General features: G+C 35.9%; 17 protein-coding genes. All 17 read right to left on the reverse strand.

Annotated elements, in window-relative coordinates; all coding sequences use genetic code 11:
- Window positions 1-49 precede the first annotated feature (49 nt).
- Complete coding sequence (dnaG, locus tag NSS97_RS21875; protein WP_002067179.1) at window positions 50-1,852, reverse strand: DNA primase; 1,803 nt, start codon at window positions 1,850-1,852, stop codon at window positions 50-52.
- Window positions 1,853-1,933: 81 nt separating this feature from the next.
- The gene (locus NSS97_RS21880) at window positions 1,934-2,077 is read right to left on the reverse strand and encodes a hypothetical protein (protein ID WP_162836445.1); all 144 of its coding nucleotides are present in this window, start codon (window positions 2,075-2,077) and stop codon (window positions 1,934-1,936) included.
- 664 nt (window positions 2,078-2,741) lie between these two features.
- Window positions 2,742-3,554 (reverse strand): pyruvate, water dikinase regulatory protein, encoded by an 813-nt coding sequence (locus NSS97_RS21885; protein ID WP_002015180.1) that lies wholly within the window; start codon window positions 3,552-3,554, stop codon window positions 2,742-2,744.
- Between the two features lie 29 nt (window positions 3,555-3,583).
- Window positions 3,584-4,216, reverse strand: a complete 633-nt coding sequence (locus NSS97_RS21890) for a helix-turn-helix transcriptional regulator (RefSeq protein WP_002015181.1) — start codon at window positions 4,214-4,216, stop codon at window positions 3,584-3,586.
- 106 nt (window positions 4,217-4,322) lie between these two features.
- Entirely contained in the window at window positions 4,323-5,069 is a 747-nt protein-coding gene (recO, locus tag NSS97_RS21895) for a DNA repair protein RecO (RefSeq protein ID WP_002088669.1), read from the reverse strand.
- Between the two features lie 33 nt (window positions 5,070-5,102).
- Window positions 5,103-5,246 carry a YqzL family protein gene (locus tag NSS97_RS21900; protein WP_000883924.1) on the reverse strand — a complete coding sequence of 48 codons (144 nt, stop codon included), beginning with the start codon at window positions 5,244-5,246 and terminating at the stop codon, window positions 5,103-5,105.
- Window positions 5,247-5,422: 176 nt separating this feature from the next.
- A complete protein-coding gene (gene era / locus NSS97_RS21905; protein WP_002088672.1) occupies window positions 5,423-6,328 on the reverse strand; it encodes a GTPase Era in 906 nt (301 codons plus the stop codon).
- Window positions 6,321-6,719 carry a cytidine deaminase gene (locus tag NSS97_RS21910; protein WP_002015184.1) on the reverse strand — a complete coding sequence of 133 codons (399 nt, stop codon included), beginning with the start codon at window positions 6,717-6,719 and terminating at the stop codon, window positions 6,321-6,323. The genes era and NSS97_RS21910 overlap by 8 nt, the downstream gene beginning before the upstream one ends.
- A gap of 99 nt (window positions 6,720-6,818) precedes the next feature.
- Window positions 6,819-7,172, reverse strand: a complete 354-nt coding sequence (locus NSS97_RS21915) for a diacylglycerol kinase family protein (protein WP_002143170.1) — start codon at window positions 7,170-7,172, stop codon at window positions 6,819-6,821.
- A complete protein-coding gene (ybeY, locus tag NSS97_RS21920) occupies window positions 7,169-7,639 on the reverse strand; it encodes an rRNA maturation RNase YbeY (protein WP_002165062.1) in 471 nt (156 codons plus the stop codon). The genes NSS97_RS21915 and ybeY overlap by 4 nt, the downstream gene beginning before the upstream one ends.
- Window positions 7,636-9,780, reverse strand: coding sequence for an HD family phosphohydrolase (locus tag NSS97_RS21925; RefSeq protein WP_016120818.1), 2,145 nt, complete (start codon window positions 9,778-9,780; stop codon window positions 7,636-7,638). Before NSS97_RS21925 ends, ybeY begins: the two co-directional genes overlap by 4 nt.
- A gap of 196 nt (window positions 9,781-9,976) precedes the next feature.
- Window positions 9,977-10,936 (reverse strand): PhoH family protein, encoded by a 960-nt coding sequence (locus NSS97_RS21930; protein ID WP_002015189.1) that lies wholly within the window; start codon window positions 10,934-10,936, stop codon window positions 9,977-9,979.
- A gap of 3 nt (window positions 10,937-10,939) precedes the next feature.
- A complete protein-coding gene (gene yqfD / locus NSS97_RS21935; protein WP_060751620.1) occupies window positions 10,940-12,139 on the reverse strand; it encodes a sporulation protein YqfD in 1,200 nt (399 codons plus the stop codon).
- Between the two features lie 249 nt (window positions 12,140-12,388).
- Window positions 12,389-12,682, reverse strand: a complete 294-nt coding sequence (gene yqfC, locus NSS97_RS21940; protein ID WP_002067170.1) for a sporulation protein YqfC — start codon at window positions 12,680-12,682, stop codon at window positions 12,389-12,391.
- Between the two features lie 107 nt (window positions 12,683-12,789).
- Complete coding sequence (locus NSS97_RS21945) at window positions 12,790-13,233, reverse strand: GatB/YqeY domain-containing protein (RefSeq protein WP_000054578.1); 444 nt, start codon at window positions 13,231-13,233, stop codon at window positions 12,790-12,792.
- 15 nt (window positions 13,234-13,248) lie between these two features.
- The gene (rpsU, locus tag NSS97_RS21950; protein ID WP_000048061.1) at window positions 13,249-13,422 is read right to left on the reverse strand and encodes a 30S ribosomal protein S21; all 174 of its coding nucleotides are present in this window, start codon (window positions 13,420-13,422) and stop codon (window positions 13,249-13,251) included.
- Window positions 13,423-13,889: 467 nt separating this feature from the next.
- Complete coding sequence (gene mtaB / locus NSS97_RS21955) at window positions 13,890-15,242, reverse strand: tRNA (N(6)-L-threonylcarbamoyladenosine(37)-C(2))-methylthiotransferase MtaB (protein ID WP_002015193.1); 1,353 nt, start codon at window positions 15,240-15,242, stop codon at window positions 13,890-13,892.
- Window positions 15,243-15,244 lie beyond the last annotated feature (2 nt).

Below are 15,244 nucleotides of genomic sequence, written 5' to 3' on the forward strand. Positions count from 1 at the left end.
CCTTACGCGAGATACAAACATTCATTATACTAAAACTTTATCGAAAAAGCTATTTTCTTGCTTTTTGACTTTGTAAATATGCCACATAATATTTAGCAGCCTCTACAGGATCTGTTTTTTCCATTTGTTTTACTTTAAAGATAATTTCCATCTTTTCAAGTTTTTCTTTATGGCGTCTTAGCGCCTCCAAATGACCTTGTAACGCTTCTTCTGTGTACTCTGGATTAATAAATTCATCCGTCGAAATATCAGTAATAATATTTTTCAACTTTTCATCAGAGAGCCAACTTAAAAATGTTCCGACTGAAGGTTCATTCCCCTTTTCATAATATGCGTATAGTTCATATAAAATCCCTTTATGTTCTTCTGTATAAAAATCTTCTATATGAGGTTCCATACGCACTGTCACTTCTGCACTTTGCAACATATGGTAAATAATTTCTCTTTCTGCCCTTTCAAAACCTGTTAATTTCGGTTTCGTTTGAACAATTTGAGATGGCTTAGAAACCTGCTTTATTTGTTTTTGCTGTACCTTTTGTTCTTTGCGATATTGGTGCAATTGATTCAAAAGTGTTTCCATTGAATACGAAAATTCTTGCGATAATGATTTTAAATATGATTCCGCCTGCATCGCATCCTGTAGCAATGATAACTCTTTTAAAACACTTTTTACATATTCTTCTTTGCCAGACTCATCTTGCAAATTTTTCCCTAAACGCAAATGATTTATTTTGAAACCAACAAAACTTATACTTGATTTCACAAGATTTTCAAAAGCGGTTGTCCCATATTGTTGCACATATTCATCAGGGTCAAGCTTATCTGGCAAGGATGTAACTTTCACTTGGCAACCAACTTGCAATAGTAATTGCCCTGCTTTCATCGTCGCTTCTCGCCCTGCTTTATCACCATCATAGCAAAGAACAACAGTTTCAACGTTACGTCGCAGAAGTTTCGCTTGTTCTTCAGTTAAAGCTGTTCCCATTGTCGCAACAGCTTCTTCCACACCACTTTTCACCGCGGCTAGTACATCGGCATAACCTTCAAAAAGGACAACCTGCCCACGTTTTCTAATAAACGGCCTTGCTTGGTGGAAATTATACAACAGCTTACTTTTGTAAAAAATCGGTGTTTCAGGACTATTCAAATATTTCGGAGTGTCATCTCCTAATGCCCTTCCACTAAACGCTATCACCTTACCTTGTAAAGTATAAATCGGAAACATAACTCTTCCGCGGAAGCGGTCATAATGACTGCCATCCTTCTCACTTCTTACAAGAAGGCCAGCCTGTTCCATACTAGATAGCGACAAACCTCTTTTTTGTAAAATTTTCGTTGCTGCATCCCATGCTTGTGATGCATAACCAATTTCAAATTTCTCAATCATCTCTTTTGTAATACCACGTTTTAATAAATATGAAAGTGCTTCATTTCCTTCTTCTGTATTTACTAATAAATGATGATAATACTTTTTCAAAAGTTCATGAGCCTGTTGCATGATGACAGTGTCATCAGATATGTCTTCTTGTTGTTGTTGTCCTTGCCCTGATGTATATTCTGCAACTGCAATTCCATTTCTTTCGCCAAGCTTTTGAACAGCCTCTGTGAAAGCAAGTCCCTCCATTTTCATAAGAAAAGAAAAGACATTTCCACCTTCTCCACATCCGAAACAATGAAAAATTTGCTTATCAGATGAAACAGAGAATGAAGGAGAATTCTCACCATGAAATGGACAAAGGCCGAAATAGTTACGCCCCTGCTTTCTAAGTTGAACATACTCACCAATCACTTCTACAATATCGGATGATGTCCGAATCTGTTCAACAACTTCTTCAGGAATTCTGTTCCCCATAACTCCATCTCCGTGTCGTATTTTGTATTCGATATAAATTAAAAGATTCCTTTATAATTCGACAATATTTTTCTAAATTTGTTAGAAAGTACTGTCGATCACATTGTGTAAACGATTTTGGACCTTTCGTATAAGTCCCCAGTCTGCGTAAATTCGCAGATACATACTACTATATAAAATTGTATACATTTGCTCATCTGTTACAAATGTATCTCCTGGAGACAATACATATACTCCTTTTTCACAAGAAGACTAGCAAGAAGCACTATAGCCTGTATGATCATGAGATCTGTAGCTTTTGCATGTTAATAAATATAACAGTCAACTTCATCTTGCTCAGAATCTACATAGACCCAATTACCTTGCTGTTTTCTTGAACGATGAGCATAGGATACGACAAACAAAATTTCGACATAAAATTTTGTTCCAACTTGCACAATTGCATTCTTCACGGGATACGCATCTGCATCAAATAATATCTTATCTGATGTTTTGCATATGTCTGTATTCTACATCCCTTCTGTGAATCCTTCCATAATGTGCGTTTTCTTGTCTAGATTTTGTCGATTTAACGTAAATACATGTCTTTTTCGAAAATCCTATCCCTAGTTTATTCTGAAAAATTAAAGTCTAAACGTAAAATATAGGTTTTTATCACAATTTTTTATTATAATATATTTTCTTCAACTACGCTACATATCCCTTTAATTTTCATCTTACACTTAAAGATAACGAAATCGTTCCTTTAGCATAATTAAAAAACAGAAGAATATAAGTATAACCATTCCGCTATATTCTATTACTAAGCCGAAAGTTCATGCTCTACTTCGCATCTTCCTCTAACGCCTTCTCACGAGCGAAAAAAGCACATTCACCTTTGGTAAATGTGCTAAAACATTTTTTGGTTTTGCACTGCATTCACAATAATATTTGCTGTTTCTTCAATTGCCTTATTTGATACATCAATCACTTGACAATTTATTTTACTAATTACTTCCTCAAAATGATCAATTTCTTCTTGAATACGATTAATATTTGCATATGTTGCTCCATCACTTAATCCAAGTGATTTCAATCGTTCTTTTCGAATATGATTTAACTTATCTGGTATAATTTTCAAACCGAAACATTTCTCTTTTGCCACTTGATATAATTCCTCAGGCGGATCCACTTCCGGTACAAGTGGTACATTAGCAACTTTCAAACGTTTGTTATGCGCTAAATATTGTGAAAGTGGTGTTTTTGATGTACGTGAAATTCCAATCAACACGATATCAGCTTTTAAAATACCACGTGCATCTCTACCATCATCATACTTAACTGCAAATTCAATCGCTTCAATTTTTTTAAAGTACTCTTCATCTAATCTTCGAACGACACCTGGCTCATACCTTGGTACTTGCCCTGTAATTTCTTCAATTTGATCGATAAGAGGTCCGATAATATCGTATGCCTCTACTCCTTCTTTTGCCGCTTCTGTCAATAAATATTGACGCATATCAGGCTTTACTAACGTAAAACAAATAAGCGCTTGATTGCTCTTGGCAATCGAGATTACTTCTTTTAATGTCCCTGTATCTTCTACATACGGTACACGCCTAATATCAGGAGCGAATGGGAACTGTCCCATTGCCGCTCTAACAACCAAATCAGCCGTTTCTCCTACAGAGTCAGATACGACATATACGATTTTATTATCCATTACATTACCTCACTTTAAACAAATTACACTTATTCGTTATTTACTAAATTTACAAACGCACGTGTAATATTTGTTTTTGTAATTCGTCCAATCACTTCTAAACCTTGTTTCGTATCCTTCACAACCGGCATCGCATCAATCTGTCTTTCTATTAATTCCATCGCAATATCATATAAAGAATCCTCCCTGCGACACATCGCAATGTTTGGCATCCTTGTCATGATAATATTAACCGGAAGAGAGGTTAAATCCTGCTTTCCTAAGCTAGCTCGTAATAAATCTTTACGAGATACAACGCCAACTAATAAAGTAGCTTGATCTACAACAAATAATGTACCAACGTCCTCTAGAAACATAGTACAGATTGCATCGTATACTGATACATTTTTATCAATTACAGCCGGTCTAGATTGATAATCTTGCACTTTAATTTTCTTAACAGCTTCAGATAATAGCTGTCCCCCGGTTTTACCCGTATAAAAATAACCTACACGTGGACGCGCTTCTAAATAACCAGCCATCGTTAAAATTGCTAAGTCTGGTCTTAGCGTTGCACGTGTTAAACCCAATTGCCCAGCAATTGACTCCCCTGTAATAGGACCGTGATCTTTTACAATCTGAATGATATGCTCTTGCCGTTTATTCAGCTCTATGATAATCACCACCTTTAATGCACAACGAAAAAAGTTATACTATCTCTTAAATATTATATACTAAATATGCTATTCGAAAAAGAAAGTATGTAAAAAGGACCGTATACGGCCCTTTTTATATTTGAAACTTATCAAGTTGTTCCAAGAAACGCCTTGTTTTCAAATAAATTCCACAATATTCGTCATAATATGTATTCAATACTGTGCGCATTTGTTTTTTTGTACTATCCTTCACCGATACATTACCGAGCCGGTGTAAATCAAAGTGAAAAAAGAGACGTAATAATTTATGAACAGCCTCTCCCACCGGAATACGATACGGATCTTGTTCCGCATGACGCGAGCACAGAAAACCGCCTTCCCTGACAGAGAAGGCGACAAAATCTGTTTCTTGATGACAAATAGCACATGTATCAAAGTACGGGTGCATCCCTAATACCGGAAGCATTTTCGTTTGATAAATTAATGATAATACTTCTGGGTCAACACCCTCACACATATAATGCAACGTTTGATATAACATTTCAAATAAATACGGATTATGCTTCTTATCTTCTGTTGCTTTATCAGTTAATTCGATAATAAATGATGCATAAGCAGTTAAAAATATATCCTCGCGAATTTCTTTCATAGATGAAATAATCTCGCCTTGTTGCAAAGTTCCAAGTCCAGATCCCATTTGAATAAGAAAATGACCATGTGTCATAAGTTGCGAAATAGCTGCTAACCGACTCTTCGGCTTTTTCGCCCCTCTTGCCATTGCACTTACCTTACCAAATTCCCGTGAGTATATTGTAACAATCTTATTTGTTTCTCCGTAATCTGTCGTACGGATAACAATGCCCTCAACTTTTTGAAACATGTTCGTCACCATCCAAGGTTTGAACAAAACGGGTCAAGAAATTGGAGAGTCTAGATGCGCTAACTCCTCTTCATGTTGATCCATCTCATCGTTTACGTCTTTTTCCATTTCTTTCAAAAGCAAATACGTTTCAATGCTTCCTGTTTTGGAGAAAAACTTCCAGGTAAAATCTAGCATAAGAATCCACCTTTCTCAATAAGCGTAGCCTATAAACCAATTTCTTTTGTTGTTATTAAGTTGACCCATTTTGTTCATTTTCATGTGAGAAAAATTTTTCCTAATTTATCAAGGTTCATAAAAACCAATAATCAGTGGATGAACAAAACATCCACTGATCACAACTTTACTTCATATTAATACTCGTCTTCACGGAAACCAAGGTCACGAAGCTGTGACATCTTATTGCGCCAATCTTTTTGCACTTTCACCCATACTTCTAAAAATACTTTAGAACCAAGAAGTGCTTCAATGTCAAAACGAGCTCTCTTACCGACTTCTTTTAACATCTTCCCTTGCTTACCTATAATAATTCCTTTTTGTGATGCACGTTCAACAACAATCGTTGCGTTTATATAAACCGCTCCGCCCTCACGCTTTTGAATTGCATCAATAACAACCGCTACAGAATGCGGTACTTCTTCACGTGTTAAATGTAATACTTTTTCACGAATAAGCTCTGAAATAATAAATCGCTCTGGATGATCCGTTACTTGATTATCCGGGTAATATTGCGGTCCTTCTGGTAAATACTTTTTAATTGCTCCGATTAACGCTTCAACGTTATTACCGTCCAATGCAGAAATTGGCACAATCTCCGCGAACTCATATAATTTACGATATTGATCAATCAACTCCAGCAATTGCTCTGGATGAAGTTGGTCAATTTTATTAATTACCAAAAATACCGGTTGTTTCGTTTCTTGTAATTTCTCAATAATAAATTCCTCACCACGACCATATCCTTCAGTTGCATTGACCATAAACAAAACAATATCAACTTCTTTTAATGTCGTTTGAGCCATCTTCACCATGAAATCGCCTAGTTTATGTTTAGGTTTATGTATTCCTGGTGTATCAATGAAAACTACTTGTGAATCATTTTCTGTATATACACCTTGAATTTTATTACGAGTTGTTTGTGGCTTATCGCTCATAATGGCAATTTTTTGGCCAATAATACGATTTAAAAATGTAGATTTCCCAACATTCGGTCTGCCAATGATAGAGACAAAACCTGATTTATAACCTTTTCTATTCATGTAAATCCTCCGCTAAAAATGCTCCTGGTAACAATTCTCCGACTGTTGTCTCTTGAACATCACCATGTAAGTTTGATAGGTATACTTTCGTATCCTGTTTACATAATTCTATCATAACTTGTCGACATGCTCCACAAGGAGGTACTGGACGCTTTGTATCCGCTACGACTGCAATAGCTACAAACTCGTTATCCCCTTCAGAAATTGCCTTAAATAAAGCTGTTCGTTCTGCACAGTTACATAAACCATATGATGCATTTTCAACATTACATCCACGATATATTTTTCCATCCTGAGTTAGTAAAGCTGCACCTACTTGAAATTTAGAATATGGTACGTACGCTCGTTTACGCGCTTCGGTTGCTTCTTGAATTAATTGTTTGCTATTCATATTCCCGCATCCTTTCCGTTCATAGATGTGAACAGATACACTCTTTCATTAAAGGCCTTCACGGCGCTCCCAAAGCTTAATAAAAGCTTCGGAATGCAACTATACCATATACGGTAAAAAGATAATAGCACCAATTACAGCAGCTATAATTGCAAATAATAAAACTGCCCCTGCTGCAACATCCTTTGCAATTTTTGCAACCGGATGAATATCGACGGTTGCTAAATCTACTGTTTTTTCAATAGCCGTATTCACCATCTCTAAACTCATTACAATCCCTATCACAATAAGTACGACAATCCATTCCATTGTTGTAATATGGAAATAAAAGCCGCAGCATATAACGATGACTGCGGCTAAATAATGAATTTTCATATTTCGTTCATGACGAAGACAAAAGTATATACCAGCTATAGCATATCCAAAACTATCTAAAAGTTTTCCTGTTTTCATCGTCCTAATCCAAAGGCCTCTAAAATTTCTTTTTGTCTTCCAAACATTTCTTTCTCATCTTCTTCTGTCATATGATCATAACCAAGCAAATGCAAAAAGCCATGTAGTGCTAAAAACCCAAGTTCTCGATCAAAAGAATGTCCATATTCTTCAGCTTGTTCTTTTGCTCTTGGAATAGAAATAATAAGATCTCCTAACATACGCGGCATCTCTGCACCGACAATTTCCATTTCGCCTTCTCCCATTTCTTCCATAGCAAAAGAAATAACGTCCGTAGGCTGATCCTTATCTCGGTAATCACGGTTTATTTCACGAATACGTTCATTATCTACAAATGTAACCGATAATTCTGCGCCTTCTTCTATGTTCTCCATTTGGGCTGCTTTCTCTACTAAACCTCGAATCAAACTTATATATTCTTCTTTCACTTCTTCTGTTTCATCAATAAAATCAATTAATAAACTCATTCTTTCTCCTTTTCTTCCGGCGGTTCCGGATATGTAATACGGGAATGGAAAATACCATTTAACGTTTCACATAACGTTTTTCCAACGATTTGTAGTTCCTTAAATGTCAAATCACATTCACTAAATTGACCATCTTGCAGGCGATCTTTAATAATACTTTGCACTAAATTATTAATCTGATCTGGTGTTGGATGGTTCATCGAACGTACCGCCGCCTCCACACTATCAGCAATACCAACGATCGCCGATTCTTTAGAAGTTGCTTTTGATCCTGGATAGCGGAACATTTCCTCCGTATATTTCTCTTTATCTTCTTTAATCGCATTATAATAAAAATATTTAAGTAACGTTGTACCATGATGCTGTCCAGCAATATCGATAATTTCTTGAGGTATATGGTGTTCTTCTAACATTCTCACCCCATCGGTTACATGAGCAATTATAATATCTTTGCTCGTTACAGGGTCTAATCTATCATGCGGGTTTTCAATACCCATTTGGTTTTCAATAAAAAACTGTGGTTGTACCGTTTTCCCTACATCATGATAATACGCCCCTACACGCGCTAATACTCCATTTGCTCCAACTGCTTCACAAGCAGCTTCTGAGAGATTAGCTACCATTACACTATGATGATATGTACCTGGTGCTTCTAATAAAATTTTGCGCACGAGCGGGTGATTCGGACTTGAAAGTTCCATCAATTTCATACTCGATACAATCCCAAGACCACTTTCTAAATACGGTAAAATCCCCATAGCTAGAACAGAAGAGATAATACCCGAAACAGCAGCCATTAATAATTGCACCCCAATTTCAAGAGGCGAAAAATTCCCGTTACGTAATAATAGCAAAGCCGCTAATACGACTACATTTAATACAGAAACGAGTATACCAGCTTGTAAAATCATCGTACGACGATTTTTTTCTCTCAAGAAAATACTAACTGATAATGAACTTAATAAAACATAAATCCCCACACTATAATTCAGTGTACTCGTTACACCTTCATTAAACATAATACTTCCGCATACAGAAAAGATCATACTCGTTAAAAATACAAATCGATCACCAATCATTAATTTTACAAGTATTGTTCCCATGGCAACTGGAACAACATACGCGATTCCTGCATACTCAAGTTTTTGAAACAAACTAATGATTTTCATTAAAACAATCGTGATAGACAAAATTGTAATATACGCTAAGACATACGGCCTATCTTCTCTTTTCCGCTGTAAAAACACTTCAAACTGCTTATGCATAAAGTACAATAGCACACCAATGAGTACCGCTAACCCAACATAGGGTTGAAAACTGTTCCCTTTTTCTAACAGGCCAACTAATTTCAACTGATTGTACATATCACTTGAAATCGTTTCACCTTCTCTAACAAGGACTTGCCCTTGAAGAATATAAACAGGTGGAACTAAATCTTCTTCCGCTTTTCTCTTCTCTTTTGTTAAGGTCGGATCATAAAAATAGTTTGCAGAAATCGCATATTTCCCTAACGCCTTAATAGATTCCTTTAAACCATTATCAACATTAACACTATTCATCTCACTTACATATCGTTCCTTCGCATCCTTCAATTCGTCCATTTTAACATGCTCAGTCATGATACTATTAATAGCTGTAACTGTTGCATCTTTCGCTAATACTAATTGGTTCGAATCTGCATTAATTAAGTTTAGTAAGTTTGAATCAGATAATTCTTTCGTTAAATCAGTAGGCAATTTTTTTTTCAACTTGTCCACTTTTTCAGCATCAGTAATCTTTTTTTGCTCATCCGGTCCAACCGCTTTAATCTCTTGTATCACTTCATCTACTTTAGCAAAGACGTCATTCACAATATCCACTTTATTTTGTTTATACTCACTTTTATATGTATATTGATCTTCAACTTTTGTAGCGGCTTCTTTTTTCTTTTTGTCCGTTGTAACTTTATCTTCAATTTTAATAGGAGAATGGATTGTTTTTTTCGCAATAGAATATGTTGTAACATCTAATTGCTCTGGTTTTACATTATTCATAAGTGCAAAAAACAGCACTGCTCCTAATAAAACGTAAGAAATCCAACTTAGTTTTTTCGAATGTTGTAAATTACGAAACCACTTAGAAATTTCTTGAGATCTTGACATGATTTCAATACCTTCTCCTCTCCAGAAATAAAGTGAAACTATTTATAGCTTTCATTTCTTCTAGGCAACGATACTTTTTGGACAACGTTTTTATCCACTATCACCTATAGTTCATTTACCTCGTCTTTAATGATAGTAAAAAATATGCCACTCGCCAACCTTATCATACAAAAAGAAATGACCCTGACAAATAGGATCATTCCATTTTATCATATGCCTCAATAATACGTTGCACTAACGGGTGTCTCACAACGTCCGTTTGTTCCAATGTAATGAACGAAAGACCTGATACACCAGATAAAATATTAGCAGCAATAGAAAGACCTGACTTTACCCCTTTTGGCAAGTCTACCTGTGAGGGATCCCCCGTAATAACCATTTTAGAACTAAAACCTAATCGTGTTAAAAACATTTTTATTTGAACACCAGTTGTATTTTGCGCCTCATCTAATATAACAAATGAATCATCAAGAGTACGCCCTCTCATATAAGCAAGAGGTGCAATTTCAATTACACCACGTTCCATCATACGTTGTGTATATTCTTGTCCAAGAATATCATGTAACGCATCATATAGTGGACGTAAATACGGATCTACTTTTTCTTTCAAATCACCTGGTAAAAACCCTAAGCTCTCTCCAGCTTCTACAGCAGGTCTTGTTAAAATAATTTTCTTTACATACCCTTGCTTTAAAGCTCTCACAGCCATTACTACGGCTAAGTATGTTTTTCCTGTCCCAGCAGGTCCTATCCCAAATACAATATCATTCTTTTTCATTGCATGAATATATCGTCTTTGCCCCATCGTTTTCACACGAATGGATTTACCTTTTGCCGTTTTAAAAATTTCCTCTTCATATAATTCTTCGAATTGAGCAATTTTCCCTTGTTGCCCAAGCTGAATCGCATACGCAACATCTCTTTCCGAAATTGATACACCTTTACGGATAACAACAAGTAACTGTTGTAAGATTTTTTCTACGAGCACCACAGTTTCATCTGCCCCAGATACACGAACAGATTCTCCTCTAGTCACAATCGATACACTAAGTTCTCGTTCAATTACTTTTAAATGAGCATCATTTACCCCAAAAAGAGCGATTGCTTCGTTGGGATTTTCCAATTGTTGGTTCATTTCTACTAATTGTTCTGCCATTACTCAGTCTCCTTGAATATCGGATTCAGATATTGGTTGTGGCTCTGCAATATTTTCAATCACTGTATAATGTAATGTGACCTTTAGGTGATCCGCCTCAACCTCTTTACTCAAAATGTTATCACTTACAATCATAGCATGTTCATCCAATTTTTTCTTCAGTTCTTTTTCTGCCATCTCTTTCGCTACTTTCATTGCTTGTTTTTCGGTATATTCTCGGTTCGCTTCTTCCTCTTCTCGTACAATATCTTTCTCGTATGCAATTGGTAATGTAAATCCAAATAATTTCACATCATGTTTTACACTTTCAGTACGAGAGCGCTTATACTTATCCTGTAGAAATCCCCATATTTTTATTTTAGTACTCCCAAATTTAAGGAAATATTCATTGTATGAATTACCAGTATACACTTGAAATTGTGTCTTTAACGGAACATCCACCTCAGATTTATACCACGTTTCTCCATATACAATCCCTTTAGCCGAAACAACTGTCGGATTCTCCTCATTACCATACATCCCGGATACGAGAAGTTGCCCCTTTTCTACATGGTCATTTTTCATGACAACCGGCTTCCCAACTTCCACAAATGTTTTTGTAATAATCCCTTCTTTTTTTGCTACTAAGTTTTGTGGCTGTTGTTCACTTTCTTTTTTCGGCTCATTTTTTTCAACAATCTTAAAATGATATGTTGTCCCTCTTATTTCTAATCCCGCCCAAGTAATCGCATTAATATTGTCTGTCAAATGACGTTGAACATCTTCTACACTCGGCATTTGGAATTGTAATTTACCTTTTTTTATACCCATTTTGTCCAATTCTTTCATCAATATATATTCTGTTTCAGGTTTTGCTCCTGTAATTTCAATTTTCCACACCATATTTGACAATGCGATCATTCCGAAAAAAAATATTAAAAACCCAATTAAAAATCCACTATTTTTAATTATACGCTTATTCCAAAAAGGAAAACCGTAACGTCCAATAAAATATAATTTACATTCATTTTTTCTATAAATTGGTTTTATCTTTTTCACATCTCGTAATAACATACAAAAAACTAACGTTTCATCAGCTATCTTCTTTACATCCCAAACGAGTAATTTCTTCCGCACACACTCGTTAACAAAGCGTTCCGCTCCTCTACCTTCAATTCGCACCTTTACATACCCAAGCCATTTTATAAACCATTTATTTTTCATCGACTATCTCCACTACCTTTCTAAAAGTAGATACACTACTTTTCAATTCGATTATCAAACTAGCTCTTACTAAAATTTTAATTAGCAGATTCCTTGATCCTCACTAATTATTAACCTTCACGAGCCAGTTTTTTACGTGGAACTCAATTCCCACCTATCCTCTTTGTACGAACCGAATATTGAGGCCAGAACGTTACCGCCTGTTAATACAAGGTAACGAAGAAAAACTTCACAAACGGAAGTTTCTCCTCACTCCTCTTTCTTTTCATTTTCTAAAAACGTCACTTGTTCAATAATCCCTTCAAGCAACAGTTCTTCTGGAAGGATTGTTTTAATAACAAAGGATTGACCTTTAATTAATAATTGACCATGTTTCAATAGCAATCTTACCTCTTTATCTGAAAACACTAATAATCCTCGATGATTTTCTATATAGATATGTACTTGCCCAACAAGCGTGATCCGAGGTAGATCCATTAACACATCCACTGGCAGGTCTATTTGCTTCGTTAACCAATTCTTCATTTGTTCTATTTTTTTCATCTCAAAAGACCCCCTCTCATCCCATATGTATGAAAAAAGAGCTTGTAATATCACGTCCAAACTGAAAAAAGCATAAAAAAACGTCTCATACGAAATGAGACGCTTTTTTATGCTAATAGCTGGATAACCAGCTTATTCACAAGTGATCCGTCTGTTTTACCTTTTACTTTCGGCATAACAGCAGTCATCACTTTACCCATATCTGCTTTAGATGTAGCACCAACTTCAGAAATAACTTGCTTAATTATATCCGCTAGTTCTTCTTCTGTTAATTGCTCCGGCAAATATGCGCTTAAAATCTGAATTTCACTTTGCAGTTTATCAACAAGGTCTTCACGACCAGCTTTTTTAAATTCAAGGAGGGAGTCCTTATACTGTTTTACTTCACGAGCTAAAACTGTTAATTCCTCTTCTTCAGTAAGAGTATGTTGCAGTTTAATACCTTCATTTTGTAAAGCAGCCTTAACCATACGAATAACGGTTAATTTTTCTTTTTGTTTATTCTTCATCGCTTGTTTCATATCATCGTTTAAACGACCGAGAAGACTCATAACTTACACCCTCTCTTAGAACTTACGCTTTCTTGCCGCTTCAGATTTCTTCTTACGTTTTACACTTGGCTTTTCATAAAACTCGCGCTTTCTTGCTTCAGCAAGTGTACCAGTTTTAGAAACCGATCTTTTAAAACGGCGAAGTGCATCCTCCAAAGACTCGTTTTTACGAACGACTGTTTTTGACATTCTCTTTCCCTCCCTCCGAAACATCACACTTACATACTAATTTCAGCATGCAAAAAGAAACCCTTCTTCAGCATGTCTTTTACGATTATAATACATTTTATCACTTCAGGTCAACTATTTGGCAGAATAAAAGAAGAATAGATGCCCTTACCTGTTCAAAAGCTATGTAGATAGCTATTATCCTTTTCCCCTGAAGACAACTATATTTTTTATCATTACACCTTGTTTAATACAAGAAAGCATTAAATAACTACTCATTCAACGTACCTGCCTTTTCAGTACTTAACTTCTCCACAAAAAAAAAGAAAGCATGCAAATTGTTTCCGTTTGCATGCTTTTTTATCCCGCTATTTGCCAGGACAGTAAGAACCCCACCTCAAAATTCAACGAAAGCAAAGAACTTAGGCGGGGGTCAGGCTGATAATCAGCAGGGATGAACAAACCCCCCCACTGATTAAAGTTTCATTTTATGCGCTTGCTGATTCTTTTTTTACATCATCTTCAAGAACACGAACAAACTGCGCTTCGTTATATGGATAACCAGCTTTTGTAATTTTCACTTTTACTAGCTTACCAATCAATTCTTCAGATCCTTCAAACACAATTTTTAAGTAGTTATCTGTATAACCTACATATAAACCTTCACGGTCACCATCTTTAAATGTCTCTTCCGGAATGATTTCAAGTACTTCACCTTCAAATCTAGAAGCATACTCTTTCGCTAATTGATTTGATAGCTCAATTAGACGGTGAACACGATCGTTCTTCACGTCTTCAGGAACTTGATCTTCCATACGTGCTGCTGGAGTACCTGTACGTTTCGAATAAGGGAAAACGTGTAATTCAGAGAAACGATTCTCTTTAATGAAATTGTACGTTTCCATGAATTCCTCTTCTGTTTCGCCTGGGAATCCAACAATTACGTCTGATGTAATCGCAAGACCTGGTAACGCTTCTTTCAAACGATCTAAACGCTCTTGGAAAAATTCCATCGTATACTTACGGCGCATACGTTTCAATACAGTATTAGATCCTGACTGTAATGGAATATGCAAGTGGCGTACAACTACTTCTGATTTATCTAACACTTCAATTACTTCATCAGAAATTTGACTCGCCTCAATAGAAGAAATACGAAGGCGTTTCAATCCGCCTACTTCCGCTTCCATATCGCGCAGTAATCCAGCTAAGTTATACTCTTTTATATCTTCACCGTACCCACCTGTATGAATACCTGTTAATACGATTTCTTTATAGCCCGCATCTACTAATTGCTGCGCTTGTTTAATAACTTCTTTTCCATCACGAGAACGCATTAAACCACGCGCCCAAGGAATGATGCAAAATGTACAGAAGTTATTACAACCTTCTTGTATTTTTAAAGATGCACGTGTACGGTCCGTGAAATATGGTACATCGAGCTCTTCATATACACGTGTTTTCATAATATTACGGACAGCATTAATTGGTTGACGCTCTTTACGGAATTCTTCGATGTATCCTAACATCTTCTCACGATCTTGCGTACCAACAACAATATCTACACCTGGAATTGCCATAATTTCCGCTGGAGATGTTTGTGCATAACATCCAGTTACACAAATTACCGCATCTGGATTTTGGCGTACAGCACGTCTAATTACTTGACGGCTTTTTTTATCTCCAGTATTCGTTACTGTACATGTGTTAATAACGTATACATCAGATTTTTTTTCATATTCAGTTCTTTCATAACCACCTTGTTTAAACAATTGCCAAATCGCTTCTGTTTCATAGTGGTTTACTTTACAACCTAACGTGTGGAACGCAACAGTTGCCATTG

The organism is Bacillus sp. FSL R12-0074, from assembly GCF_038005725.1.
Taxonomy (GTDB): Bacteria; Bacillota; Bacilli; order Bacillales; family Bacillaceae_G; genus Bacillus_A; species Bacillus_A mycoides.

Excerpts from the sequence above, each read along its gene's own strand:
- dnaG (WP_002067179.1), bottom strand. The coding sequence starts at position 1,852 with ATGGGGAACAGAATTCCTGAAGAAGTTGTTGAACAGATTCGGACATCA.
- NSS97_RS21885 (WP_002015180.1), bottom strand. The coding sequence starts at position 3,554 with ATGGATAATAAAATCGTATATGTCGTATCTGACTCTGTAGGAGAAACG.
- recO (WP_002088669.1), bottom strand. The coding sequence starts at position 5,069 with ATGTTTCAAAAAGTTGAGGGCATTGTTATCCGTACGACAGATTACGGA.
- NSS97_RS21900 (WP_000883924.1), bottom strand. The coding sequence starts at position 5,246 with ATGCTAGATTTTACCTGGAAGTTTTTCTCCAAAACAGGAAGCATTGAA.
- era (WP_002088672.1), bottom strand. The coding sequence starts at position 6,328 with ATGAATAGAAAAGGTTATAAATCAGGTTTTGTCTCTATCATTGGCAGA.
- NSS97_RS21910 (WP_002015184.1), bottom strand. The coding sequence starts at position 6,719 with ATGAATAGCAAACAATTAATTCAAGAAGCAACCGAAGCGCGTAAACGA.
- NSS97_RS21915 (WP_002143170.1), bottom strand. The coding sequence starts at position 7,172 with ATGAAAACAGGAAAACTTTTAGATAGTTTTGGATATGCTATAGCTGGT.
- ybeY (WP_002165062.1), bottom strand. The coding sequence starts at position 7,639 with ATGAGTTTATTAATTGATTTTATTGATGAAACAGAAGAAGTGAAAGAA.
- NSS97_RS21925 (WP_016120818.1), bottom strand. The coding sequence starts at position 9,780 with ATGTCAAGATCTCAAGAAATTTCTAAGTGGTTTCGTAATTTACAACAT.
- NSS97_RS21930 (WP_002015189.1), bottom strand. The coding sequence starts at position 10,936 with ATGGCAGAACAATTAGTAGAAATGAACCAACAATTGGAAAATCCCAAC.
- yqfD (WP_060751620.1), bottom strand. The coding sequence starts at position 12,139 with ATGAAAAATAAATGGTTTATAAAATGGCTTGGGTATGTAAAGGTGCGA.
- yqfC (WP_002067170.1), bottom strand. The coding sequence starts at position 12,682 with ATGAAAAAAATAGAACAAATGAAGAATTGGTTAACGAAGCAAATAGAC.
- NSS97_RS21945 (WP_000054578.1), bottom strand. The coding sequence starts at position 13,233 with ATGAGTCTTCTCGGTCGTTTAAACGATGATATGAAACAAGCGATGAAG.
- rpsU (WP_000048061.1), bottom strand. The coding sequence starts at position 13,422 with ATGTCAAAAACAGTCGTTCGTAAAAACGAGTCTTTGGAGGATGCACTT.
- mtaB (WP_002015193.1), bottom strand. The coding sequence starts at position 15,242 with ATGGCAACTGTTGCGTTCCACACGTTAGGTTGTAAAGTAAACCACTAT.